This window comes from Marinobacter oulmenensis, assembly GCF_014201735.1.
Taxonomy (GTDB): Bacteria; Pseudomonadota; Gammaproteobacteria; order Pseudomonadales; family Oleiphilaceae; genus Marinobacter; species Marinobacter oulmenensis.
In genome coordinates, this window is the sequence record NZ_JACHFE010000003.1 from 38,386 (window position 1) to 63,477 (window position 25,092).

The window sequence follows — 25,092 nt, forward strand, 5'->3', positions numbered from 1 at the left end:
ATAATGGCTGTTTAATCTTTTTATCTTGAAAAGCGAGTTCACAAGGTGTCTATGTCAGGCAATTCGCAGAAATCACGTTTGAAAGACCTCATTGCACGAGGCAAGGAACAAGGTTACCTGACTTACGCCGAGGTAAACGATCACCTACCGGAGGATATCGCCGATCCCGATCAGGTGGAAGACATCATCCGGATGATCAATGACATGGGTATTCAGGTGACGGAGGAGACCCCCGACGCCGATACCCTGCTGATGACCGAAGGCGATTCCACCGCCGACGAGGCAGCTGCTGCAGAAGCCGCCGCTGCCCTGGCGGCAGTAGAGACCGATGCCGGCCGCACCACTGACCCTGTCCGCATGTACATGCGCGAAATGGGCACCGTGGAACTGCTGACCCGCGAAGGCGAAATCGTCATCGCCAAGCGCATTGAGGAAGGAATCCGCGATGTGATGGCCGCGGTTGCCCATTTCCCGGGTACCGCCGGCACCGTTATCCAGGCCTACGACCGCATCATCGAGAACGAAGGCCGCATCAGCGATATCGTCACCGGTTTCCTGGATCCGGACGGCGCCGAGCCGTTCATGCCCGAAGACCCCACTCCGACGGAAGACTCCAGTGCGGACAGTGACAGCAGCGACGATGACGACGATTCCAACGAGGACGATAACGACAACGGCCCGGATCCGGAAGAAACCCGCCTGCGTTTCGAACTGCTGCGGGAAAAACTGGCCGCCGCCGACAAGAGCCTCGAAAAACATGGCCGCAGCCACAAGAAGACCCAGGAAGCCCTGAACGAGCTGGGGCAGGTCTTCGCCCCCTTCAAGCTGGCCAACAAAGCGTTTGAAGAACTGGTGAACGTGGTTCGCTCCACCAACGATCTGGTGCGCGAGAACGAACGGACCATCATGGAAATCTGTGTGCGCGAGTGCAAAATGCCGCGCAAAGAATTCATCAAGCAGTTCCCGGGCAACGAAACTGACCTGGACTGGGCCCAGCAGGTTGCCAACAGCAACAAACCCTACGCCGCGGCCCTGAGCGAGCGCGTTGATGAGATCGTGCGTCTGCAGAAGCGCATCCAGAACGTGCAGACCGAAGTGGATCTGGACGTTGCCGACATCAAGGAAATCAACCGTCGCGTCTCCATCGGTGAGGCCAAGGCCCGTCGCGCCAAGAAAGAAATGGTTGAGGCCAACCTGCGCCTGGTGATTTCCATCGCCAAGAAGTACACCAACCGCGGCCTGCAGTTCCTGGACCTGATTCAGGAAGGCAACATCGGCCTGATGAAAGCCGTGGACAAGTTCGAGTACCGCCGTGGCTACAAGTTCTCCACCTACGCCACCTGGTGGATCCGTCAGGCCATCACCCGCTCCATCGCGGACCAGGCCCGGACCATCCGTATTCCGGTACACATGATCGAAACGATCAACAAGCTCAACCGCATCTCCCGTCAGATGCTGCAGGAGATGGGCCGTGAGCCTACCCCGGAAGAGCTGGGCGAGCGCATGGAAATGCCGGAGGACAAGATCCGCAAGGTGCTTAAGATCGCCAAAGAGCCGATCTCCATGGAAACCCCGATCGGCGACGATGAAGACAGCCACCTGGGCGACTTTATCGAGGACATCCAGGCCCTGTCCCCAGTGGATTCCGCCACGGCCGAGGGCCTGCGCGAAGCGACCCGCTCGGTGCTGGGTGGACTGACCGCACGGGAATCCAAGGTACTGCGCATGCGCTTTGGTATCGAGATGAACACCGACCACACCCTTGAGGAAGTGGGCAAGCAGTTCGACGTGACCCGTGAGCGGATCCGTCAGATCGAAGCCAAGGCGCTGCGCAAACTGCGTCATCCCTCACGCTCCGATCACCTGCGCGGCTTCATCGACGACCAGGGCAGCAGCTAAGCCCCACGTCAGCCGTAACAGTAGCGGGCGCCATTCCTCATGGGTATAATGGCGCCCGCTTTTCGTTTTGGGCCTATAGCTCAGTTGGTTAGAGCAGAGGACTCATAATCCTTTGGTCGCTGGTTCGAGTCCAGCTGGGCCCACCATTCATCGAAGTCTTCAGACTCCCTTCCCGGTCCGTATCAGTCACGCCCTGGCTCCGTTCCAGGTGGGTGATGTCAGGCAAGCAAGCAAAGCCCGATGTCCCAGCCCTTAGCTGCTCGCACTATCTATTAAGCATCTTCGCCGCCTTGAAAACAGCCGTTCCGCCCCCATCTAAACCCCAGTTTGGGGATTCGCCTGCGGGCCTGGCGTCTTCTTTTATCTGTGCAACCATCTCCGGGACCGAACACTATGGAAAGCCTTCGAAAACCCTCTCAACAGCGTACTGTCTGGCAGATCACCTCGCTGGTGGCGTTGATGCTGTTGCTCAGTGGCTGTGGCATAAACAACCTTCCCACCTACGATGAGAAGGTCACCTCCGCCTGGGCTCAGGTGGAGAATCAGTACCAGCGCCGCGCCGACCTTATTCCCAATCTGGTGGAGACCGTCAAGGGGTTCGCCGCCCAGGAACAGGAAACCCTGACCGCCGTGATTGAGGCCCGCTCCAGGGCCACCTCGATCCAGGTAGACGACAGCATTCTCAACAATCCCCAAAAGCTCCAGCAGTTCCAGCAGGCACAAGGTGAGCTGAGCAGCGCACTGAGCCGCCTGATGGCGGTGTCCGAGCGTTACCCGGACCTTAAGTCCAACCAGAACTTCCTGGCGCTACAATCCCAGCTTGAAGGCACTGAAAACCGCATAGCGGTGGCGCGTCGCGACTTCATCAAGGCCGTAGAGCGTTACAACACCGAACTGCGCACCTTCCCGGGCAAAATATGGCACAGCATCCTCTATAGCGATCTGGAGCCACGCGCCAACTTTGAAGCCACCACCGACAATGCGGACGAAGCACCTGCGGTGGAGTTCTGATGATTGCACGCACCTACAAGAGCCTGCTGTTAGCCTTACTGATACTGCTGCCGGCGAGCGTCTGGGCACAATCCGCCCCCGACTTCCCGGAATTGACCGGCCGTGTGGTTGACCAGGCCGAGATGCTCTCGCCGGAAGCCGAAGAACAACTGACCCAGATGCTGGAGACCCATGAACAGGCCAGCACCGAACAGGTGGTGGTCGTCACTTTGCCGGACCTTCAGGACTATCCGATTGAGGAATTCGGGTATCAGCTCGGCCGGCACTGGGGTATTGGCCAAGAAGGCAAGGACAACGGCGCTCTGCTGATCGTGGCCAAGGAAGAACGAAAAGTCCGCATAGAAGTGGGCTATGGGCTGGAAGGCCGGCTCACCGACGCCAACTCGTCGGTCATTATCAATCGCGTAATCACCCCGGCGTTCCGCCAGGGGGATTTTCAGGGCGGCATTATCAGCGGCGCCGCTGCCATGATCGAGGTGCTCGGCGGCAAACCCACCGCGGCTCCCCAGAGTCAGCCGCCCCGCGTTACCCAGGAAAAACCCAACGCCGGGCTCGTCGTGCTGATCCTGATCGGCATGCTGGCTGTGGTGTTCTTTATTGGTAGTCGCGGTGGCCGTGGTGCGCGCGGTGGCGCTGCCCTGGTGGGCGCGGCTCTGCTCGGTGCCACCATGGGCGGCCGTGGCGGAGGCGGCTTCGGCGGTGGTGGCGGATTCAGCGGCGGTGGTGGTGGCTTCGGCGGTGGCGGGGCCTCCGGCGGCTGGTAAAGCCATGCAGGCACATAGTCGACGAAGCCCCTTTCCCGATCAAGAGAACGACAGAATCATGACACTACTAAGCGAAAGCGATCAGAAAGCCGTTACCGCAGCCATCACTGCCGTGGAACGGGAAACCGATGCGGAACTGGTCACCGTATTGGCGGCACAGTCCGACAATTACAGTTATATTCCTCTGGTATGGGCCGGCATTCTGGCGCTGCTGATACCCGGTATCGCCAATTATTTCGGCGGTTGGTTTAATGCCGATGTGCTGCTACTGGTGCAGTGGGCAGCGTTCATTCTTCTCAGCGTCCTGTTCCGGGTGCCCAGCATCAACACCCGGCTGATTCCCCGGCAAGTGCGTTACTGGCGTGCCTCCAATCTGGCACGACGCCAGTTCCTGGAGCAGAGACTGCACCATACCAATGGCAGTACCGGTATGCTGATTTTCGTCTCAGAGGCGGAACGCTATGTGGAAATTCTGGTGGACCAGGGCATTGCCGACGTTCTCGACAACGAGGTATGGGAAGGCATAGTGGCCGACTTTACCACCAAGGTTCGCCAGGGCCAGACGCAACAGGGGTTCCTGGACTGCATTGCATCCTGTGGCAGACTCCTGAAAGAACATGTGCCCGCCACCCATGAGCGCAACGAACTTCCAAATCACCTGGTGATTCTGCCGTAAATGAAGTCGTCATCCTCCCGATAGCGGGACAGATGGATGCCCGAAAGGGGCATCCATCTGCGGGGCGGGTTATAAAAAGTGCCAGGTTACCTAGCGATAAACCAGGCCACCATCAATCAACGGAGCCTGTCCTGTCATGTAGTCGGAATCGGGGCCAGCCAGATAGGAGACGAACGAGGCCACGTCTTCGGGTGTCTGAGCCCGTCCCAACGCGATACCACCAACAAATTTGTCATAGCTTTCACCGATTTCGGCGCCGGTGATTTCGGCCATCCGCTTATCGATCTCAACCCACATGTCGGTACCCACCACGCCGGGACAATAGGCGTTCACCGTGATGCCATCACTCGCATACTCTTTGGCTGATGACTGGGTCAGAGCCCTCACAGCGAACTTGGTCGCTGAATAGATACCCAACAGTGGAAAACCTTCATGACCGGCAATAGACGAGGCATTAATGATTTTGCCTTTTGTGCCGTTCTCCCTGAACTTGGCGGCTGCGGCCTGAATACCCCACAAAACGCCCTCAACGTTTACCTTGATAATTTTATCCACTTCTTCAGGCGTAAGCTCAGCGATGGGCTGAACGTTGGCGATACCGGCATTATTGACCATGATGTCAAAGCCGCCGAGCTCCTTCTGCGCGTGATTGATTGCGGCATAAACCTCATCACGCCTGGACACATCGGCCTTGTAGGTGGTGGCTTTGCGACCCAATGCCTGCACCTCATCGGCAACCGCCTGAACTTTCTCGTCATTAAGATCAACAATGGCGATGTCGGCGCCATCGCGAGCCAGTCGCAACGCAATCGCTCGGCCAATACCCTGCCCCGCACCGGTAACCAACGCCACCTTGTTTTCCAGATTTTCCATGATTCCCTCCTGTTATAGCTTCCGGAATTGCAGGACCCGACCCAGTTGAAGCGCCCTAATCCTGCCTAACTAAATAGCAGACTAATCACCTGTCGCTTACTTATGCAATAGGTACTTCCGCCATGAGAGGGAATGATTCTGTCTGTCTCATACAGCCCTTGCAGGAGGCACTGCCATATCTGCGCCAGGGGCCCGGAAACCATGTCCTGTATCTGCTGTTATGCATCCGCCCGTTGCCGGAACGGATTAAATACAGCGGCCAGCCAGGTGATGTCGACCCACAACGGTGGATTTATCCGACACCGGATATTGAAAGCACTCCGGGTCGGTGTCAGAGTTCTTCACTATAGAAAAATCCACATTGACGGGAGGTTCCATGCCCAGAGGGCTGCAAATGGTCGCAATCGCCATCGGACTGGTGGTGATCGGTGCCCTGTTGTTTTACATCTGGCGCCAGTCCCGTGTGCTGTCGGAAGACCGGCAGCGCAAACGCAAAACCGAAGAGTTCCAGGCCCAGCGTCGGGACGGCATGATCGAAAGTCTGCGCATTATTGCCCTGGCGGTTGAGGAGGACCAGGTGGAGTACTCCGAAGCCTGTCTGCGTATCAAAGGGCTACTGGAGCATGTCGCACCGGAATTGCTGGAACGGCCGCCATTTCAGGTTTTCCAGACGGTGCACGATCGGATAAGCCACATGCCAACCCATCGGGCACGGAAGGTGACGGATCCCGAGACCATCGAAGCCATGGACGAAGAGCGTTTTGCGGTGGAGAAGGAGTTTGCGGAGCAAATCCGCGAGGCGGCTATTGCTTTGCGGCACCAACGCATCGACTAAGACTCATACTTTTGTCGGAGACCAGCAGCAGACTTCGGATTTCCGCTTTTCTTTTCGCTCTCATTGACTAGATTGAAGCTAGGAAGTGCGTCTAATACGAGGCATTTCCCGCGTTGTTTTCTCCTGACAAGCAGGATAATTCTGCGGACCCGTGGGTGACACTGGCCGGCCTGAGGGCCGGCCTTTTATTTTGTCTGATGCCGTCAGCTGGCGCCATGATGCATCATGCCGGCAATGGCCATCACGCTGTCTTTCTGACTCGCCAGCTCGGCAAACCGCGACTCCACTCGCTCCCTGTTCAACCCCAGCTCTTCGTACAGCCAGTCCGGTACCGGCTCACCAGCGCCCATGGCGATCCCTTCAGCGGTGAGTAACTGACGGCCCAACCAAAGGAGCCGGGAATAGTCGCTGCTATCCTGATCATAGTCGGGATTCTTCTGGTACCGAATGCCTGTAACCACTTCTTCCGGCATGCCCCAGTTTTCCATCAGTTGGGAGGCCATCTGCTCCCGTGTGATACCCAGCAGGTTGTGTTCGATCACACTAGAGTCGATATGGGGGTTCACCTCCAGGGACCGACATACCAGCCCGAAATGGGGTGGAAACACCTGGGCCATCACCAGGTAGCCAAAGTTGTGCAGCAGTCCGGTGAGATAGGCCAGCCCGAAAATCGGGCGCTTACCAGGAGGCATCATACCTGCCAGCACACCCGCCGCCTGGGCCTGCCAGATAGCCTGCTGCCAGTAGTCCACAAACCCATCCGGGTGGTCCTGTGGATGGCGCAGAGAGCGCCCCAGGGACAGCCCCATGGCCAGGTTCATCACCAGATCGAAACCCAGGACCCGGGAGACGGCGTCGTGCACCGAGCGCACCTGGCCGGCTGCGGCGTAGAAAGATGAGGACGCCCAGCTAACCACCTGTGCAGCCAGGCTGGGACCACTCTCCACGATATCCACAAGGTCACCCATGACAGCGTTCGGGTTCACTCGCAGATGAATGATTCGCTGCGCCGTTTCCGGCAGCGGAGGCAATTCCAGGGTGTCTTCCAGGCGTTTCTGGATGCGCAGACTGGTAAACCGGTTGATCGCAGAGTGCAACTGTTCCCGGTCGGACGCGGGGTCGTCCAGATTGACCGGTACAGACGCCACCGTCCGGGCGAAACTGTGTCTTGGCGCCTTGACCGTCAGTTGCCGGAAATCCGAGCCCGGCAACACGATGGACATTTTCTCATCCGCCAGTGCCAGGGCCACAAAATTGAGTTCATCAACGCTGGTGTCAACAACCGAAGGCCAGCCAGTGAGCGATGGCAGTGCCGGCAACTCGGAGAGCCCCAGGCGCTGGCGCACCCGCACCTGTTCCCGGCGTTGCATGATGGTCAGGTTTCGGCCCATCTGTTTATTCAGGGCTTCCAGGTCGAGCAGGTCACCCCGCCGGCATATCGCCTGCACGGTGCCGTCACTGTCGCTAAGCAGAACCATGCGCAGCTCATGACTAGCACTGACCCTGTCACTTTCCCGCAGCGATACATCCACCGCCATGTCACCCAGGGACTGCTGAATCAGGACTGGAAGTTCCATTAGTGCCTCCTCACTACTGAGCGCTTGATCAAAACTATTACACCTCTCCGTAGCGAACCCGCTCTCCAAGCCATCGGCGTATCAGAGCCTCCACACGTTTCGGGTGCTCCATCAGTGACGGAGCCATTTCCCGGACCGGTTCAATCCAGCCTTTGTCTCGTTCAAAATCTGCCAGACGAAACTGCATCATGCCAGTTTGTCGGGTCCCTAGCACCTCTCCCGGGCCTCGAATTTCCAGATCTTTTTCGGCTATGAAAAAGCCATCCTGACTGTCCCTCAGAGCCTGTAGCCTGGACTTGCCATTGGCCGACAAAGGTGGGTGGTACAGCAGCACACAGAAACTGGCTTGTTCACCCCGACCAACACGGCCCCGCAATTGATGGAGTTGGGCCAGCCCGAGCCGTTCCGGATTTTCAATGATGATCAGCGAGGCGTTGGGCACATCCACACCCACTTCTATTACGGTCGTGGCGACCAACAGATCACTGTCACCGCTCTTGAAATCTTCCATGACCGCGGCTTTTTCACTGGCCTTCAGGCGCCCATGCACCAGTCCGACCTTCAGATCCGGCAATCGTTCCGCCAGTTCCGCAGCGGTCACTTCCGCCGCCTGGCACTGCAAGGCTTCGGATTCCTCCACCAGGGTACAAACCCAGTAAGCCTGCCGGCCTTCCCGGCAGGCGCTGCGGACCCGTTCAACCACATCATCCCGGCGGCTATCCGGCAGGGCGATGGTTTCTATCGCCTTCCGCCCTGGTGGCAACTCATCAATCACCGAGGTGTCGAGGTCCGCATAGGCACTCATGGCCAGGGTACGGGGAATAGGCGTTGCCGTCATGATTAACTGATGGGGCGCCAGGGTGCCGCCTACGCCTTTCTCCCGGAGCGCCAGACGCTGGTGGACCCCGAAGCGATGCTGCTCATCAACAATCACCAGAGCCAGGCGGTGGAACTGCACATCCTCCTGGAACAGGGCGTGGGTGCCGATCACCACCGCCGCACTGCCGTCGGCAACCTGGGCAAGCGCTTCTTCCCGCTGCCGCCCCTTCACCTTGCCGGACAGCCAGGCCAGACGGATACCCAGCGGCTCCAGCCAGGCCTGAAAATTCTGGTAATGCTGTTCGGCAAGGATTTCCGTAGGCGCCATCAGGGCCACCTGAGCGCCAGCTCCGATGGCCTGAAGCGCGGCCAGGGCGGCGACCACGGTTTTGCCGGAGCCTACGTCACCCTGAACCAGTCGCAGCATGGGAATCGGCTGACTCAGATCCTGGCGAACGTCAGCCACCACCTGCCGCTGGGCACCCGTGAGCTTGAAAGGCAACTGGTCCAGAAAACGCTCAATCAGATCCCCACCCGGTAACAATGGCAAGGCTTCTCTGGCCTGGATCTGCTGGCGCACCTGCAGCAGACTGAGCTGGTGTGCCAGCAGCTCTTCCATCACCAACCGCTGCTGGGCCGGGTGCCGCCCTTCCACCAATAGGGGTACCGGGGCGCTAGCAGGAGGAGAATGCACCAGTCGCACGGCTTCGGTAATACCAGGGAGCTGGTAGTCTGCCAGCAGTTCCGGCGGTAGCCAGTCCTTGATCGGAAAACGGTCGAGATAGCCCAGAGCCTGCTGGCAAAGAGCGCGCACCCGGGGCTGCTGGATACCTTCGGTAAGGGGATAGACCGGCGTTAGGGTTGCCTGTTCGGCCGAAGGCATGGGCGGCGGGTTGACCTGGTATTCCGGATGATAGAACTCATACCCGGCCCGGCCCGGGCGGACTTCCCCAAAACACCGGACTCGCGCCCCTTCGGTCAACTGGTTTTTCTGGCCCGCACTGAAATGGAAAAAGCGCATCACCAGAAAGCCGGAGTCATCCCGCAGGGTGACCTGCATGCTCCGGCGCCGGCCCATGACCACGTCGGTCTTCATGACCTCGCCTTCCACCACCGCAACATCCCCGACTCTGAGGCTGCCCATGGGGATAATCCGGGTGCGGTCCTCATACCGGTAGGGCAGATGGAACAGCAGGTCCTGTATGGACTGGATGCCCAGTTTGGCCAGCTTGTCGGCAAGGGCCGCACCCACGCCCTTGAGCCGGGTTACCTCGATATCGCCCAGGGAGGTCATGGCAGGACTCAGGCGCTATCGGCAACCGCCGGCGTTTCGGTGCGGGCTTTTTCGATCACCCGGCACTGGCTGGCAGCCAATGACAGCATGTCGATGGCCTTGGGCCTCGGGAAGGTCACCCGCCATGCCAGTGCTACCGTGCGATAAGGCACCGGCGCCGCAAACGGTCGAACCGCGAGTATGTCTTCCTGATAATTCATCGCTGTTGCCGCCGACATCGGCAGTACCGTGATCCCCAGGCCGGAAGCCACCATGTGCCGGATGGTTTCCAGGGAACTGCCCTCGGTCACCAGATCCGGCTGGTCTCGATCAACCCGGCTGGTAATGGCCTCCACCAGCGGTGGGCAGGACTCCAGCACCTGGTCCCGGAAACAGTGGCCAGGGCCAAGCAGCAGCAACTGCTCGTGGGCCATTTCCTCGGGAGTGATTTCTTCCTTCTCCGCCAGCGGGTGACCCGCAGGCAGCAATACCACAAACGGCTCGTCGTAGAGTGGCAGTGTCACCACCTCGGGTTCCTCGAACGGCAGCGCCACGATGATGGCATCCAGTTCAGAGTGCCGCAGCTTCTGGCGCAGGTTTGCGGTATAGTTTTCCTCGATGTAGAGGGGCATTTCCGGCGCCGCCCTGCGCAGCTCAGGCAACAGGTGTGGGAACAGGTAGGGTCCGATCGTGTAGATGGCACCCACCTTGAGCGGCGAATTCAACTGATTCTTGCCATCCTGGGCCATGTCCCGGATGACGCCCACCTGATCCAGAACCCGCTGGGCCTGTTCGATGATCCGTTTACCAGTTTCGGTGACCCGGATATTACTCTTGGAACGCTCAAACAGCGGGATGCCGAGCTCATCTTCGAGCTTCTTGACCGCCACACTCAGGGTAGGCTGACTGACATGGCACCGTTCCGCTGCGCGGCCAAAATGCCTTTCCCGTGCGAGGGTGACCACGTATCGTAACTCGGTTAGGGTCATGGTGAGCTCCGTTCCGGAATTTATGCGTCAGAGTTTTCCATACTTTATCAGGCAAAGAATAAGGATTGAAATTGTCTATGGCAATGCAGAAACAGAAACCGAGGTCACAAATTCTGGTAGCCGGCTGCGGAAAGCTCGGCGGCGCCATCGCCTCCAGGCTGACACGGGCCGCTACCGTGTACGGACTGCGCCGAAACCCTGACCAGGTACCGGAAGGCGTGCACGGCATCGGCGCCGATCTGAGCTGTCCGGAAACACTCAAAGGCCAGTTACCGGAAAAGCTCGACGTGGTGATCTACTGTCTGACCCCTTCCAGCTATGATGAACAGGGTTATCACGCGGCCTATGTCACCGGACTGAAAAATCTTCTGGAAGCCCTTCCCGAGTCGTCACTTACCCGGCTTTTCTTCGTCAGCAGCTCCAGCGTCTATGCCCAGGACGATGACAGTTGGGTCAATGAAGACAGCGCCGCCCAGCCAACGCGCTTCAGCGGCCGTCAGATTCTCCAGGGGGAGGCCACAGCCCTGAACAGCAGCTACCCGGCGACGGTGGTTCGATATAGCGGAATCTATGGCCCATCCCGCCGGCGCTTTCTTGAGGAAGTCATAGCCGGGCGCATGAACCCGGTAACACCCGCCCCCTTCAGCAACCGAATTCACGAAGTGGACGCCGCCAACGCCATGGCCTGGCTGGCTGAAAAAGCCCTGGATGGGGAGGTCATCGATAACCTGTATCTGGCAAGCGATTGTGAACCGGTGCGGCTGGATGAAGTCGTCGAGTGGGTGCGTGAGCAGGTGCCCTGTGCCGAGCCGGTACCGGATGCACGCAAGGGCGGGAGAGCAGGCAGCAAGCGTTGCAGTAACCGGCGATTGCTGGATAGCGGGTTTCAGTTCCGGTACCCCGATTTTCGCACAGGGTACCGGGAGATGATCGACAGCCTTAGCTGAGCACCATCACAGCTTCCATTTCCACCGGTACGTCTTTCGGCAGTGCCGCCACACCCACTGCGGCGCGCGCCGGGTACGGCTCCTGGAAGTAGGTTGCCATGATTTCGTTCACGGTGGTGAAGTTGGACAGATCGGTCATGTAGATGTTCAGCTTGACGATGTCCTTGAGCTCACCACCGGCTGCTTCACACACCGCCTTCAGGTTCTCGAAAACCTGACGGGTCTTGGCCGAGAAGTCACCCGGCACCACGTCCATGGTTTCCGGATCCAGGGGAATCTGGCCAGACAGGTACACGGTATCCCCGGCTTTGACCGCCTGGGAATAGGGACCAATCGCCTGAGGGGCGTTTTCGGTCTGGATAACAGATTTGTTGCTCATGATCGGCAGTGTCCTCTTAGCAAAACGCCAATCCTCACCTTTCCACGAGGCACCTGTCAACTACGGCTGAGGGCGCGTCAGTACCGCACCCGGCTGATGTGAGTTACCGCCCGAATGTTGCGCACACGGCGCATCACACGGGCCAGGTGACGGCGACCGTGAACATGCACCACCAGGCTGACCACACCGAACCGGGCATTCTGGTCTTCCACGCTGATACGTTCGATATTTCCGTCAGCCATGGCCACGGCATTGGCCACCTCGGCGATCACCCCGCGCTGGCGCTCCAGCTCGACCCGAAGTTCCACCGAGAACTCGTCGGTAATATCCTTGGCCCACTTCAGGTGCGTCAGCCGGGCCCGGCCAGCATCGTCTTCCGGCAGACGGTCGCAGGTATCGGAATGGATCACCATGCCGTTACCTTCATCCATGATGCCCACTACCGGATCGCCGGGAATAGGCTTGCAGCAGGAGGCAAATTTGACCAGCAGGCCTTCCGTGCCACGGATGGTGACCGCACCATATTTACCGTCTTCAATATTGCCGATGTTGCTCTGGCCCTCCCCGGCGTCATCCGTACCGCCACTGACCAGTTGCCGGGCCACCAGATATGCCATGCGGTTACCCAGGCCAATGTCACTGACCAGATCATCGAAACTGTTGACCTGATTGTGGTTCACCACCAGCTGTTTCTGGGCCTCACTGATATCCGAGAGCTGGGCGCCAAAGCCTTTCAGTGAGCGTTTGAGAAGTGTGCGCCCCAACTCCAGTGATTCCGCACGCTTGCGGGTCTTCAGCACGTGGCGGATGCTGCTTCGGGCCTTGCCGGTCACCACGAAACTCAACCATGCCGGATTCGGCTTGGCACCCGGTGCCGTGATGATTTCCACCGTCTGGCCACTCTGCAGGGGCTGGCTCAGGGAGGCCAGATTACGGTTGATCCGGCAGGCCACCGCGGCATTACCGATGTCGGTATGAATGGCGTAGGCGAAATCCACCGGGGTCGCACCACTGGGCAGCTCCATGATCCGCCCCCTGGGCGTGAATACGTAGACCTCATCGGGGAACAGGTCCACCTTCACATGCTCAATGAACTCCATGGAATCGTCGGCACGTTCCTGGATTTCCATCAGCCCCTTAACCCAGCGATCCACCCTGGCCTGGTTAACCGCAATCACGCCAGACGACTCATTCTTGTACATCCAGTGGGCTGCGATGCCGTTGTTGGCGATGTTCTCCATCTCCTCGGTGCGGATCTGGATCTCGATGTTGACGTGCATGCCAAACAGCGTTGTATGCAGGGACTGGTAGCCATTGGCCTTGGGCATGGCAATGTAGTCCTTGAAACGGCCCGGCAGCGGTTTGTAGAGGCTGTGCACGGCCCCCAGGATGCGATAGCAGTCGTCCTCGGTTTCGGTAATAATCCGGAAAGCGTAGACATCCATGATTTCATGGAAGGACTTGTGCTTGAATTTCATCTTGTTGTAGATGGAATTCAGGTGTTTTTCCCGGCCCTGTATCTTGCCGGGCAGCTCCCGCTCTTCCAGCTTCTGCTGCAACTTTCCACGGATTTCCTCGATGATCTCCCGGTGACTGCCTCGCAGCTTGTCCACTGCCTTGGAGATGTAACGGGCCCGCATCGGGTGCAGGGATGAAAAACCCAGATCCTCAAGCTCGGTACTGATGGCGTGCATGCCCAGCCGGTTGGCGATGGGCGCATAGATATCGAGGGTTTCGGTGGCAATGCGCTGGCGTTTCTCGTAGGGCATGGGCCCGAGCGTGCGCATGTTATGGAGGCGGTCCGCCAGCTTGACCAGAATCACCCGGATGTCCCGGGCCATGGCCAGTGTCATTTTCTGGAAGTTCTCGGCCTGGGCTTCCGCCCGGGAACGGAACTCGATCTGGGTCAGCTTGGAGACACCGTCCACCAGTTCCGCCACGTCCTCCCCGAACTGCTCGGACAGGGCGTCCTTGGGAATACCGGTATCTTCGATAACATCGTGCAGCATGGCCGCCATCAGGCTCTGGTGATCCAGCCTCAGGTTCGCCAGAATCCGGGCAACCGCAAGTGGGTGGGTAATGTAGCGGTCGCCGCTTTTGCGCATCTGCCCTTCATGGGCCTGTTCGGCGTAATAGTAGGCCCTCCGTACCTGATTGATACGACTGATATCCAGGTAAGAGCCAAGTTCGCTGGCCAGACCTTCTACCGTTGCCTCTGCCGACACCGCGCCTCCCATATTGACTGAACACCGGAGACAAAAAAGCCCGAATGCAAGCATCCGGGCTTCCTTGTCCCATCGGCGGATTTCTATAGATACACTATATAACCGCGGGGACAGATTTCAACGGTTGGCTATGACCGGGATCACCGCCCCAACCCAGGATTAATCCTCTTCTTCCTGGGTGAGCAGATCACGGGTCACTTTGCCCTCGGCAATTTCACGCAGGGCAATCACCGTCGGCTTGTCGTTTTCTTCCGCCACCATGGGATCGGCGCCCCGGGTGGAAATCTGGCGTGCACGCTTGGTCGCCAGCATCACCAGCTGGAAGCGGTTGTCTACGTTTTCCAGACAATCTTCAACGGTAACTCGTGCCATTCTATTCCCCGAAAATCTCTGATGCAGTTGAAAGACCGTGTAGTTTACTGCCCCCGGTACACTTTGTATACAGGGAAAACCGTAATCAGTCCGCAGCCATCAGCCCTGACAGCAACTCACCATGCCGGTTCCGCTGGCGGTTCATGGACAGGCGCTGACTGCGGACAATCGCCAGCAGGTCCGTCAGCGCGTTTTCAAACACGTCATTGACCACAAGATAGTCAAATTCCACCGCGTGCCGGCATTCTTCACGCGCTTCCAGCAGTCGGCGCTCGACCACTTCCGGGGCATCGGTACCACGCCCGGTCAGGCGTTCACGCAGTATCTCTGCCGAAGGCGGAACAATAAAAATCCCTACGCAGTCAGGCATCAGCCGGCGAACCTGCTGAGCGCCCTGCCAGTCGATCTCCAGGATGACATCCTGCCCTTTCGCCAGAGTTTCCCGCACCCAGACCTGGGAAGTGCCATAGTAATTGCCGAACACATCCGCGTGTTCCAGAAAGTCCCCGCGGGCAATCATGGCCTCGAAGGAATCCCGGCTGACAAAGTGATAGTTAACGCCATCCTGTTCACCCTCGCGCATGGCGCGGGTGGTGTGGGAAATCGAGACGCCCAGGCGGGAATCGTTCCGGAGCATTTCCGAAACCAGGCTGGTTTTGCCCGCCCCGGAGGGTGCGGAGATCACAAACAGGGTGCCCTGCTCTGTGGCCTGATTCATGGCTGACTCATCCTGACAACTGAAGGTAACGGGGGACCGGCACGTCCAACCCTGAGAGCGCTGGATTATACGGGTTTTGACTTACCTCCGCATCCCGGCGACGGAACACCTGCTACCATGGCCCGGTCATTCCAGGGAAACAAGATCGCAACCATGAACAGGATCCTCATTATCATGGACCCCGCACACCAGGAACAGGTGGCGCTGATGCGGGGCATCGAACTGGCAAGAACCACCGGCGCCCGTCTGGAAGTGGTGGCCTTCGCCCACGAGTATCTGGACAGCCTTCCAGGGGACAAAGTGGTTCGGGACAACGCCCGACAGACACTGATTGAGCACCGGCAGAAATGGCTCGAGCAGATGCTGGCTCTCGCCGACTGCACAGACCTGGACATACAGGCCCACACCGTCTGGGAAAAGCGGATTCACCACTGGATCAACCAGCACTGCCAGCAGCAACGGATCGATACGGTGGTCAAGACCGGACACCGGTCAGAGACATTCCTTTACACGCCGACCGACTGGCACCTGATCCGGGAATGCCCGGCACCAGTCATGCTGGTTTCCGACCATAAATGGCGCAGGGCCCATCCGATTCTGGCAGCCGTGGACCTGAGCTCGGACAAACCGGCCAAGAAAGCCCTGAACGTAAAGATCATCGACAAAGCCTGGCACCTGGCCAAAGCTCTGGATACTGAACTCCATCTGGTACACGCACTGCACGTTTCAGAGGTACTCGCCGACCTGGAAATCATTGACCTGCCAGCACACACCCGACAGCGGGAGCAGGCCCTGCAGCCAGCCGTTGATCACCTGTGCAACACCTGGCACCTGAGCCGGGAACAGGTCCACCTGGCAGCCGGCCCCGCGCACAAGGTCATTCCCAGGGTGGCGAACCGGATCAAAGCGGACATGGTGGTGATTGGCACGACCGGTAAAACCGGCCTGGCGGCAAAGGTCATCGGCAACACCGCCGAGAAGGTGCTCAGCCATCTTCGAACGGACCTGCTGACGCTTCGGCCTGACGAATAGGCGTCAGGAGAGCCACCGGGCGAGTTGGTCCGGGGTATCGATGTCCATCGCCGCATTGGGCATCGGACACTCCCGCACCGGAAGCAGATTGTCGTACAGCAGTTGCTTGGCACCCTGATCCCCTTGAAGCGCTTTGAGGCCCGGGAACACAGCACGGGGGAAAATCGCGGGGACGCCCCGCCGGCCACGGTAGAAACCGCAGCAGATACCGCCCCCATCAAACGCGTCCAGCAGGGCCGTCAGGTCATCGCGGGTCAGCGCCACCTGATCTGCCAGCAGCACCAGAACCGCCTCATAGTCCGGTTCCAAATGCCGGATGCCGGCCTCCAGGGAGGCTGACAGCCCCTCCCGCCAGCGTTCCGAGTACACAAGCCGTGCGCCAGTGAGCTCCCCGGCGCTGGTTGCATCAAGCAACGCCTGGTGCCAGGCACCCGACACAACGTGGACGTCATCCGGGGCAACACTGGATGCCAGGTCAATGCTGTTCTGCAGCAGGGGACGCCCGCCAACGTCCGCGAGCAGTTTGCACCCACCGAAACGGGTGCTGGCACCTGCCGCCAAGATCAGGACAGCCAGCCTCATGCAGCGCCGGACACCGCTGGCCGGGACTGCAGGTTTTTCCCCCTCCTGACCCGGACCACGTCCGCCATGATGGATAGCGCGATTTCCGCTGGCGTCTTGCTGCCGATATCGAGTCCGATCGGCATCTGGATCCGCTCCAGTTCGGCCTGACTCAGGCCTCCGGTGCGCACCAGACGTTCCGCGCGGGCCCGGGAGGTCTTCCGGGAGCCCATGGCCCCGATGTAACTGGCATCGGTCTTGACCGCGGCCATCATGGCCAGGTCATCAATACGCGGGTCATGCGTCACCGCCACCACGGCTGTCGAGGCCGAGCAGGCCCCGGGCGCGGCGATGTAAAGAGAGGGAAGCTGGGGCACGAACTCGACCCCGGGCAGTGCGGCGGCCTCAGCCGCGACTTCTTCGCGTGGATCACACAGCACCACCTGATACCCGAGGCTGACGGCAAAACTGGCACAGCTTTCGGCAACCGAGGAGTACCCCGCCAGAATCAGCTTTGCCACCGGCCCCACCCGGATATGGACCCGTTCGCCGTCGGCGTCCAGAACCACTCTCGGTCCGGCCGGTCCTGCCGGCTCCAGCGAATGCAGGCCATCGGCCAGGCGGACACGACGAAGCAATTCCTGCTCGCCCCCCAACGCCGAGCGCAGCTGTTCAAGATGCCCGAGAGTGTCGCCCCCTGGCCGAAGACGCTCGACCAGCACCTCCAGGCGGCCACCACAGGGCAGACGCACCCGGGGGTCCGCATCGCCCGCCGCCGAGCCGCCATAGTGGACGATAACCGCTGGCTGTTCATACTCACCGGCGACCAGCCTTTCCAGGAAGTCCTCTTCCACACAGCCGCCGGACAGCGAGCCCAGGTAATCGCCCCCTGCCTGCGCCACCATCATCGACCCCGGTTCCCGGGGCGATGATCCGAAAGTGCCCAGCACCGTACAGAGCCAGACCGTCTGGCCATCCGCCAGCCACTGCGCGGCCTGTTCAACCACCCGGTAATCCAGACTCTGCATCAGGAGGACCGCAACTGGTCGCCAACCGGCAGGCTGCGGATCCGCTTGCCGGTGGCCGCATAGATCGCGTTGCACAGGGCCGGCGCCACGGGCGGAAGCCCCGGCTCGCCGACGCCGCCCATGGCATCGTCCGGATTGTCGATCAAATGGACACGGACCACTTCCGGTGCATCCGCGATGCGGGGGATCAGGTAGTTATTGAAGTTGCTTTGCTGGGCCACCCCGTCCTGGAAGGTCACCTCGCTTTTAAGGGCAACGCCAATCCCCATCACGCACGCCCCTTCCAACTGGGAACGGATGCGTTCCGGGTTGGCCTGCGGGCCGCAGTCAAAAGCGATATCGGCGCGGTGGATCGTCAGATCACCGTCATCGCTCACTTCCACATCGAACACAATCGCTGTGTAGGACAGGAAGCTGTAGTGGAAAGCCAGGCCGAGCCCCCGGCGGTCACCGGTTTCCCGGCCCCAGCCGGCCTCTTCGGTTGCCCGCTCAATCACCCGGCGCATACGCCCGGTATCAATCGGATACAGGTTCGGATCCTCACCGTAATTCCAGCCGTCGCCCACTTCCAGGTTGTGCACTTCCCGGTCCGGCCCCAGAAGGTCCAGCAGGTAGTCACGATGATCCCTGCCGGCCGCCACCGACAGCTCGTGGGCAAAGCTCTGGATGGCCCAGGCATGAGGCAGGTTGTAGACCGAGCGGAACCAGCCAATCCGGACATGAGCGGGCGCTGGCGGGTTTTCCAGCCGTATTGACGGAATGTCGAACGGCAGGGTGTTAAAGCCCATACCCAGCTCAAACTCGCCCTTGTGCTCCGGATCCGGGGCAAACAGCGAGGTAATGCTCGGAGAGAGGGTCCGGTGGCGCCAGCCGGTGGCCTTGCCGTCGGCATTCAGCCCGGCCTCGAGATGGTCCACCGACACGGTATGGAAGTAGGCATGCTGGATGTCATCTTCCCGTGACCATTGCAGCTTGACCGGCGTGCCGTTCATTTCCCGGGCGATCCGGGCGGCTTCCGCGACAAAGTCAGGCTTGGATTTTCGGCCAAAGCCACCGCCCAACAGGGTCTGGTGAACGGTCACGTTTTCCCGGTCCAGCCCCAACACACCGGCAATGCCGTCGCGGGTGGCCCGGGGATTCTGCACCGGGGCCCAGGCTTCCGCCTTGCCGTTGGATACCCGCACCACCGCAACCGGAGGCTCCATTGGCGCCTGCGCCATATGGGGCATGTAATAGGTCGCCGCGACCCGCGAATCGGCACTTTCAAGAGCCGACGCCACATCCCCGGACTGGCGTATGACCCGGCCCGGAGATTGTGCGGCCTCCTCCAGCGACTGCCGGTATTGCTCGGAGTCGTAACCGGCATTATCACCGGCGGGCCCGAGGTCCCACTCGATGTTCAACGCCTTACGCCCCTCCAGGGCCGCCCAGGTATTGGACGCCACCACCGCCACCCCCCCAAGGGGGTTGAAAGCGGCCGGCTGGCTGGCCGTTTCAATACGGATGGTTCTCTGAACCCCGGGCACCTCGAGGGCCTTGCTGTCATCGACGCTGCGTATCCTGGCGCCGTAGACCGGCGGGCGCGCAATGACCGCATAGACGGTGCCATCAAGCTCAACATCGGCACCATAGATGGCTTTGCCGGTGACAATGTCTTCGCCATCCACCGCTTTGGGATAAGCCGATTTCAGCTCACCGTTGATCAGGCCTGATTCCTTCCCGATATAACGGAGTTCGCTGGGGGATTTCAGAATCAAGGCGTTCCGCCCCGGCACTTCCAGCTCGCGCGCGGCCTGAGCCAGCTCGCCAAACCCGAGTTCACGCCCCGTGGCCGGATGCATCACCTTGTGCACGCCGGTGCGCACTTCCGATACCGGTACACCCCACTGATTGGCGGCCGCCTGCTCCAGCATCAGCCGGGCAGCAGCCCCGGCTCGGCGCATCGGCTCGTACCAGTGACGCATGCTGCGCGAGCCGTCGGTATTCTGGTTACCGTACTTGTCCTGATCCGCCGGGGCCTGTTCGGCCCGGACCCGCTTCCAGTCCGCGCCCAGTTCGTCGGCCGCGACCATGGCAAGACTGGTCCGGATGCCCTGCCCCATTTCGGCACGGTTATTGATGAAAGTGACCTGACCATCGGCCGCGATCTGGATGAAGACATTCGGATTATCGACCCAGCCACCGGGCATGGCGCCGGCGCCAAACTGAGCCTTCTCATTGGCCAGCCCGGAATCCCAGCGGGCGGCCAGAAGCAGGGCGGAGGCCCCCGCCATCCCCTTGAGCAGACCCCGACGGCTGACATTGGCCAGCATCAAGCTGTCATCCTGGCGGCTCATGAGGTCACCTCCTGGCCGGAGGCCCGCTCAACCGCTGCCACAATACGGTTGTAGGTACCGCAGCGGCACAGGTTACCGGTCAGGGCGTTCACGATATCCTGGCGATTGGGTTGCGGATTGTCCTTCAGCAACTGGGTGGCGCTCATGATCTGGCCACACTGGCAGAAGCCGCACTGGGGAACGCCCAGGTCCAGCCAGGCCTGCTGAACCTTCTGGCCTACGGCATCGTCTGCCATGGCTTCAATGGTGGTGACTTCACCGGTGACAGCCGAGACAGGTGTCACGCAGGCCCGGGTTGCCACACCATTCATATGTACAGTGCAGGTTCCGCACTGGGCGATACCACAACCAAACTTGGTACCGGTCAGCCCCAGAACATCCCGGATAACCCAGAGCAGAGGCATATCGTCGGGCACATCCAGTTCGTGCTCCTGCCCGTTCACGGTCAGACTTATCATGGTTCTCCCCTTTCTTATTGGTACACGACCACTTGGCAGGGTCATATATTGCAAGTCTAGTCACGACTTCAGCAGACCACTACCAACTCAGTAAAGAGAAGATCTGATTGGACCTATGAACTCAATTCATCCTGCCCTGTTCCTGTCGCCAGGGCTTACTCAACGTTCTGGATCTGCTCACGCATCTGCTCAATCAGGACTTTCAGGTCCACCGCCTGGCGGGTTACCTCGGCATCAATGCTTTTGCTGCTCAATGTGTTGGCTTCCCGGTTGAGTTCCTGCATCAGGAAATCCAGTCGGCGACCGATGGCCTCCTCCTGATTCAGTGTTTCCAGCACTTCCTTTACATGAGCTTCCAGCCGGTCCAGTTCTTCAGCTACGTCACTTTTCTGGGCCAGCATCACCATTTCCTGAGCCAGGCGATCCTCATCCAGATCGACCTGAGCACGGGCAAAACGGTCACGCAGGTTCTCCGCCTGCTTCTCCAGAAGTTCCGGCATGCGCCCGCGGACCTCGGCGACCCGTTCATTGATCGCTGACAGCCGATCTTCAAGCAGTGGCCGAAGCCGTTCGCCTTCACGTTCACGGGCCGAAACCAGTTCAGATACCGTCTGTTCGAACAGACCGGAAGCGGCCGCCTTCGCCTCGGTATAATCCTGCTCCGGGGCCGCCAGCACACCAGGCCAGCGCAGGATATCCAGGGCACTGATATGGGCGGGGTTATCCAGGATCTTGTTGACGTGATTAGCCGCTTCATTGACGGCACCGACGATGTCATCGTTAACCTCAAATCCCTGGCCCGCCGACTCTGACGACTGGAGGCGCAGTGACACATCCACCTTGCCCCGCTTGATCTGCTTGCGCAGGGTATCCCGGAACCCCGCCTCCAGCTCACGGAGGGGATCCGGCAAACGGAAGGAAGGCTCCAGATACCGGTGGTTTACCGTACGGATTTCACAGGTCAGGGTTCCCCAGTCACCCCGGGCTTCCTTGCGGGCAAAGGCGGTCATGCTGCGGATCATAAATACTCCATGTCTGGTGAGGTAGAGCCTGATTCTAGCAGTGCCTTAAACAGCTCGGCGACCCTTGCTGATGCCGACCGGCCCCGAGGGGCCAGGCCCATGTTACACTGTGCGGTTTTCAGCAGACTGACCGGCCAACGAGCCGGCGACCCACTCCCAGAGACAGGAAACACTTTATGCGACCTAGCGGCAGAACACCCGAACAACCCAGAGACGTTCGCATCACCCGCAACTTCACCCGCCACGCCGAAGGCTCGGTTCTGGTCGAATTCGGTGACACCAAAGTGATCTGCACTGCCTCCGTCGAAAACAAGGTACCGCCTTTCCTGCGCGGCGAAGGCAAAGGCTGGATCACCGCCGAATACGGCATGCTGCCCCGCTCCACCGGCAGCCGTATGGGCCGCGAAGCCGCCCGCGGCAAACAGGGTGGGCGCACCGTGGAAATCCAGCGGCTGATCGGCCGCAGCCTGCGTGCTGCTGTCGACATGAAAGCCCTGGGAGAGCACACCATTACCATCGACTGCGATGTCATCCAGGCCGACGGCGGCACCCGCACAGCATCTATCACTGGTGGCTGCGTGGCGCTGGTGGATGCCCTGAATTACCTGGTGGCCGAAGGCCGCCTGAAGAAATCCCCGCTCAAGCGGATGATTTCAGCCATCTCGGTCGGTATCTACAAGGGCACACCGGTGGCCGACCTGGACTACCCGGAAGACTCCGAGGCCGACACCGACCTGAACGTGATCATGACCGATGAAGGCGGCTTCATCGAGATCCAGGGCACAGCCGAAGGCGCGCCGTTCCAGCAGGACGAACTCGACGCCATGCTGGCCCTGGCTCGTAATGCCAGCGACACGCTGTTTGCTGTGCAGAAGGAAGCTCTGGAGGGCTGATTTCTGTAGCTGGGAGTTGACTGGTTTGGAGTTAACGCCCGCGAACCCGGATGGGGAAGCCTGGCCGGAGACGGTCTCGGACAGGCTTCCCCACCCGGTTCCGCTACTTTATCCCACGCTTAAGACCATACACTCTGGTGCCTGCACGGCGACGAAATAGCTATTGCGAAATGCCTTCCCCAAGGATAGGCAGGCATCAAGGCAGAAGGGAATCAGAACCCGATTTCGATGTCGTAGTCCATCACCACCGGCGCATGGTCGGAGAACCGCGCCGACGGGTCAATCCAGCCATCCTGGATAGTCTTGCGAATACCCGGCGTCAGCAGTTGATAATCCACCCGGATACCAGCGGCTCTCTTCGCCCCTTCTACCTGCTCTGGCCACCAGGTGAACTGATCGCCCTGCTTGTTGATTTCCCGGAATGCATCAATACAGCCCATTTCATCGAACAAACGGTCCAACCATGCACGCTCATGGGGCAGGAAGCCGGAGAAATCCATGCGGTGATACAGCGGGCTGGCGTCGGTGACGTGGTGGGCTGTCTGCAGGTTGGCACAGAAGATGAACTGCCGACGCTTACGCAGGGTCTTGTGCATATGGACGCCAAACGCATCCATGAATTCGTCCTTGTGATCGAGCACGGTCAGGTCGTCCTCGCCGATCGGTTCCTCTTCCCGGCCCAGGGCACACGGTGCCAGCACAGACGCCACTGAAACCTTGTCGAAATCCGCCTGAATGAAGCGCCCCTCGCGGTCCGCCTGCTCATTGGCGAACCCGTACATGATCGCTTTCGGGAAGTGCCGGGTGTAGATGCCCACACCGCCGTGCTCATTGAGTTCGCCGTCAATGAAGTAGGCCTCGTACCCCTGTGGAATCAGGTTCCGGTCCTCAATCTCGTACGCCCGCATGCGGTGGTCCTGGACACAGACAACGTCAGCGTCCTGCTCGGCCAGCCAGTCAAAAAAACCGTTTTCAACGGCCCGGGCAAGACCGTTCACACTGATTGATACTACCCGCATACGTGTTCCCTGATTCGGTTTGAGTGTATGATACCGTTTTCAAGCATTAATGAAAGTTGCAACCCCGCCAGAAGCCTTGCCATGCACGACTATCAGCAAAAATTTATTGAGTTTGCCATCCAGCGGAACGTTCTGCGTTTCGGAGAATTCACCCTTAAATCCGGACGCACCAGCCCGTATTTTTTTAATGCCGGGCTGTTCAATACTGGAAATGACCTGCTGCAGCTAAGCAAAGCCTATGCCGCCGCTATAGAACGTAGTGGTCTGAATTATGACATCATTTTCGGACCTGCCTATAAGGGCATTCCCTTGGCCACCGTGACCGCCATGGCACTCGCGGAGAGCGGCAGCAATAAACCGTTTGCCTTCAACCGCAAGGAAAAAAAGGATCACGGTGAGGGCGGCAATATTGTCGGTGCTCCATTGCAGGGCAAGGTGCTGATTGTCGATGATGTCATTACCGCCGGCACGGCCATTCGGGAATCAATCGACCTCATTCGTGAAGCCGGCGCGGAACCCGCTGGCGTGCTGATTGCCCTGGACCGCCAGGAACGTGGCAACGGCGAATTGTCCGCAATCCAGGAAGTGGAACAGGAGTTCGGCATCCCCGTTGTCAGCATCATCCGCCTGCAACAGGTCCTGGACTACCTGAAATCCCACCCGGAATTCTCCGGCCACGCAGACCAGGTGGCTGATTACCGGGACCGCTACGGAGTATGAGCATGCTATACCGCCCGACCCTTTCACCGGTTCTGGCCGTTATCGCCGCTGTCGGCCTGATGACGGCCTCCGTCAGCCACGCAGGCATGTACCGCTATAAAGATGAAAACGGTCGGATGGTTATCAGCAACACCATTCCACAGGAAGCCACCCAGCGTGGTTACGAGATTCTGGGCAGTAACGGCCGCGTGGTGGAAACCGTGCCACCAGCCCCCACCGAAGAGGAAATCGCGGCCCGGGAGGCAGAAAAGGAGCGCCAGCGCCAGCAGGAACGCCAGCACCAGCAGGACCTGAAACTACTGGAACGCTACAGCAACCCGGACCAGGCGGTCCGCGCCCTGCATCGTAAAACCGAGGAGATGCAAAGCATCATCCAACTGAAGCGGGGCAACATTTCCGTGGTGTCCAGCCAGCTTGACAATGAACAGAGTCGCGCTGCGGATATGGAGCGGGCAGGCCGGGAGGTTCCGGAAAGTTCTCTGGAGAAGATCCGGCGACTGGAATCCCAGATCGAGGATATTGAAAAGGAGATCGAACTCCAGCGGCAAAACATCAACGACATGCGGGAACAGTTCATCCAGGACATCGAGCGCCTGGAGGTGATCACCGATCGAAAACGGACTCTGCCGCTGGATCGAAAGGAAGACCAGTAGGCCCGTCAGTCGA

At 59.6% G+C, this 25,092-nt stretch carries 24 protein-coding genes and 1 tRNA gene; 11 read left to right on the forward strand and 14 right to left on the reverse strand.

Going from position 1 to position 25,092, the window contains the following annotated elements:
• The first annotated feature begins 51 nt into the window (after positions 1-51).
• From rpoD to HNR38_RS06440, 5 genes are all read left to right on the forward strand, one after another.
• A complete protein-coding gene (gene rpoD, locus HNR38_RS06420) occupies positions 52-1,899 on the forward strand; it encodes an RNA polymerase sigma factor RpoD (protein ID WP_183700987.1) in 1,848 nt (615 codons plus the stop codon).
• Positions 1,900-1,968: 69 nt separating this feature from the next.
• Positions 1,969-2,045, forward strand: a tRNA-Ile gene (locus HNR38_RS06425).
• Between the two features lie 313 nt (positions 2,046-2,358).
• A complete protein-coding gene (locus HNR38_RS06430; RefSeq protein WP_379919079.1) occupies positions 2,359-2,910 on the forward strand; it encodes a LemA family protein in 552 nt (183 codons plus the stop codon).
• A complete protein-coding gene (locus HNR38_RS06435; protein ID WP_183700991.1) occupies positions 2,910-3,674 on the forward strand; it encodes a TPM domain-containing protein in 765 nt (254 codons plus the stop codon). The genes HNR38_RS06430 and HNR38_RS06435 overlap by 1 nt, the downstream gene beginning before the upstream one ends.
• A gap of 58 nt (positions 3,675-3,732) precedes the next feature.
• A complete protein-coding gene (locus HNR38_RS06440; protein ID WP_183700993.1) occupies positions 3,733-4,350 on the forward strand; it encodes a TPM domain-containing protein in 618 nt (205 codons plus the stop codon).
• Positions 4,351-4,440: 90 nt separating this feature from the next.
• Here the strand turns inward: HNR38_RS06440 and HNR38_RS06445 are convergent, their stop codons facing one another.
• Positions 4,441-5,223, reverse strand: a complete 783-nt coding sequence (locus HNR38_RS06445) for an acetoin reductase (RefSeq protein ID WP_183700995.1) — start codon at positions 5,221-5,223, stop codon at positions 4,441-4,443.
• 376 nt (positions 5,224-5,599) lie between these two features.
• Between HNR38_RS06445 and HNR38_RS06450 the strand changes: the two genes are divergently transcribed.
• Positions 5,600-6,058, forward strand: a complete 459-nt coding sequence (locus HNR38_RS06450) for a DUF2489 domain-containing protein (RefSeq protein WP_183700997.1) — start codon at positions 5,600-5,602, stop codon at positions 6,056-6,058.
• 203 nt (positions 6,059-6,261) lie between these two features.
• On the opposite strand, the gene HNR38_RS06455 is transcribed toward HNR38_RS06450, so the two are convergent.
• The 3 genes from HNR38_RS06455 to HNR38_RS06465 are packed head-to-tail and all read right to left on the reverse strand — an operon-like array spanning position 6,262 to position 10,716.
• Positions 6,262-7,635 carry an HDOD domain-containing protein gene (locus tag HNR38_RS06455; RefSeq protein ID WP_183700999.1) on the reverse strand — a complete coding sequence of 458 codons (1,374 nt, stop codon included), beginning with the start codon at positions 7,633-7,635 and terminating at the stop codon, positions 6,262-6,264.
• A 37-nt stretch (positions 7,636-7,672) separates the two neighbouring features.
• The gene (gene recG, locus HNR38_RS06460; protein WP_183701001.1) at positions 7,673-9,748 is read right to left on the reverse strand and encodes an ATP-dependent DNA helicase RecG; all 2,076 of its coding nucleotides are present in this window, start codon (positions 9,746-9,748) and stop codon (positions 7,673-7,675) included.
• 8 nt (positions 9,749-9,756) lie between these two features.
• A complete protein-coding gene (locus HNR38_RS06465) occupies positions 9,757-10,716 on the reverse strand; it encodes a hydrogen peroxide-inducible genes activator (RefSeq protein ID WP_183701003.1) in 960 nt (319 codons plus the stop codon).
• Positions 10,717-10,793: 77 nt separating this feature from the next.
• Between HNR38_RS06465 and HNR38_RS06470 the strand changes: the two genes are divergently transcribed.
• A complete protein-coding gene (locus HNR38_RS06470) occupies positions 10,794-11,663 on the forward strand; it encodes an NAD-dependent epimerase/dehydratase family protein (protein ID WP_183701005.1) in 870 nt (289 codons plus the stop codon).
• On the opposite strand, the gene HNR38_RS06475 is transcribed toward HNR38_RS06470, so the two are convergent.
• From HNR38_RS06475 to gmk, 4 genes are all read right to left on the reverse strand, one after another.
• A complete protein-coding gene (locus tag HNR38_RS06475; protein WP_183701006.1) occupies positions 11,656-12,042 on the reverse strand; it encodes a RidA family protein in 387 nt (128 codons plus the stop codon). The genes HNR38_RS06470 and HNR38_RS06475 overlap by 8 nt on opposite strands.
• A 77-nt stretch (positions 12,043-12,119) precedes the next feature.
• On the reverse strand, positions 12,120-14,267 hold the full coding sequence (locus tag HNR38_RS06480; protein WP_425488693.1) for a RelA/SpoT family protein: 2,148 nt from the start codon (positions 14,265-14,267) through the stop codon (positions 12,120-12,122).
• A 159-nt stretch (positions 14,268-14,426) separates the two neighbouring features.
• The gene (gene rpoZ, locus HNR38_RS06485; RefSeq protein WP_183701010.1) at positions 14,427-14,639 is read right to left on the reverse strand and encodes a DNA-directed RNA polymerase subunit omega; all 213 of its coding nucleotides are present in this window, start codon (positions 14,637-14,639) and stop codon (positions 14,427-14,429) included.
• A gap of 85 nt (positions 14,640-14,724) precedes the next feature.
• Positions 14,725-15,357, reverse strand: a complete 633-nt coding sequence (gene gmk / locus HNR38_RS06490; protein WP_183701012.1) for a guanylate kinase — start codon at positions 15,355-15,357, stop codon at positions 14,725-14,727.
• Between the two features lie 153 nt (positions 15,358-15,510).
• On the opposite strand from gmk, the gene HNR38_RS06495 reads away from it, so the two are divergent.
• On the forward strand, positions 15,511-16,389 hold the full coding sequence (locus HNR38_RS06495; RefSeq protein WP_183701014.1) for a universal stress protein: 879 nt from the start codon (positions 15,511-15,513) through the stop codon (positions 16,387-16,389).
• 3 nt (positions 16,390-16,392) lie between these two features.
• On the opposite strand, the gene HNR38_RS06500 is transcribed toward HNR38_RS06495, so the two are convergent.
• The 5 genes from HNR38_RS06500 to HNR38_RS06520 all read right to left on the reverse strand — a co-directional run bounded on the left by HNR38_RS06500 (position 16,393) and on the right by HNR38_RS06520 (position 21,794).
• Positions 16,393-16,971: a nucleotidyltransferase family protein gene (locus HNR38_RS06500; protein ID WP_183701016.1), complete on the reverse strand. Its 579-nt coding sequence runs from the start codon at positions 16,969-16,971 to the stop codon at positions 16,393-16,395.
• Complete coding sequence (locus tag HNR38_RS06505; RefSeq protein WP_183701018.1) at positions 16,968-17,978, reverse strand: XdhC family protein; 1,011 nt, start codon at positions 17,976-17,978, stop codon at positions 16,968-16,970. The genes HNR38_RS06500 and HNR38_RS06505 overlap by 4 nt, the downstream gene beginning before the upstream one ends.
• Positions 17,978-20,314 (reverse strand): xanthine dehydrogenase family protein molybdopterin-binding subunit, encoded by a 2,337-nt coding sequence (locus HNR38_RS06510; RefSeq protein ID WP_183701020.1) that lies wholly within the window; start codon positions 20,312-20,314, stop codon positions 17,978-17,980. The genes HNR38_RS06505 and HNR38_RS06510 overlap by 1 nt, the downstream gene beginning before the upstream one ends.
• A complete protein-coding gene (locus HNR38_RS06515) occupies positions 20,311-20,772 on the reverse strand; it encodes a (2Fe-2S)-binding protein (protein ID WP_183701022.1) in 462 nt (153 codons plus the stop codon). Before HNR38_RS06515 ends, HNR38_RS06510 begins: the two co-directional genes overlap by 4 nt.
• Positions 20,773-20,927: 155 nt before the next feature.
• Positions 20,928-21,794, reverse strand: coding sequence for a YicC/YloC family endoribonuclease (locus tag HNR38_RS06520; RefSeq protein WP_183701024.1), 867 nt, complete (start codon positions 21,792-21,794; stop codon positions 20,928-20,930).
• A gap of 176 nt (positions 21,795-21,970) precedes the next feature.
• Between HNR38_RS06520 and rph the strand changes: the two genes are divergently transcribed.
• Positions 21,971-22,687 (forward strand): ribonuclease PH, encoded by a 717-nt coding sequence (gene rph / locus HNR38_RS06525; RefSeq protein ID WP_183701026.1) that lies wholly within the window; start codon positions 21,971-21,973, stop codon positions 22,685-22,687.
• 212 nt (positions 22,688-22,899) lie between these two features.
• On the opposite strand, the gene HNR38_RS06530 is transcribed toward rph, so the two are convergent.
• Complete coding sequence (locus HNR38_RS06530; RefSeq protein WP_183701028.1) at positions 22,900-23,706, reverse strand: exodeoxyribonuclease III; 807 nt, start codon at positions 23,704-23,706, stop codon at positions 22,900-22,902.
• An 81-nt stretch (positions 23,707-23,787) separates the two neighbouring features.
• On the opposite strand from HNR38_RS06530, the gene pyrE reads away from it, so the two are divergent.
• Entirely contained in the window at positions 23,788-24,426 is a 639-nt protein-coding gene (gene pyrE, locus HNR38_RS06535; RefSeq protein WP_183701030.1) for an orotate phosphoribosyltransferase, read from the forward strand.
• Positions 24,427-24,428: 2 nt separating this feature from the next.
• On the forward strand, positions 24,429-25,079 hold the full coding sequence (locus HNR38_RS06540) for a DUF4124 domain-containing protein (protein WP_183701032.1): 651 nt from the start codon (positions 24,429-24,431) through the stop codon (positions 25,077-25,079).
• Positions 25,080-25,092: the final 13 nt, after the last annotated feature.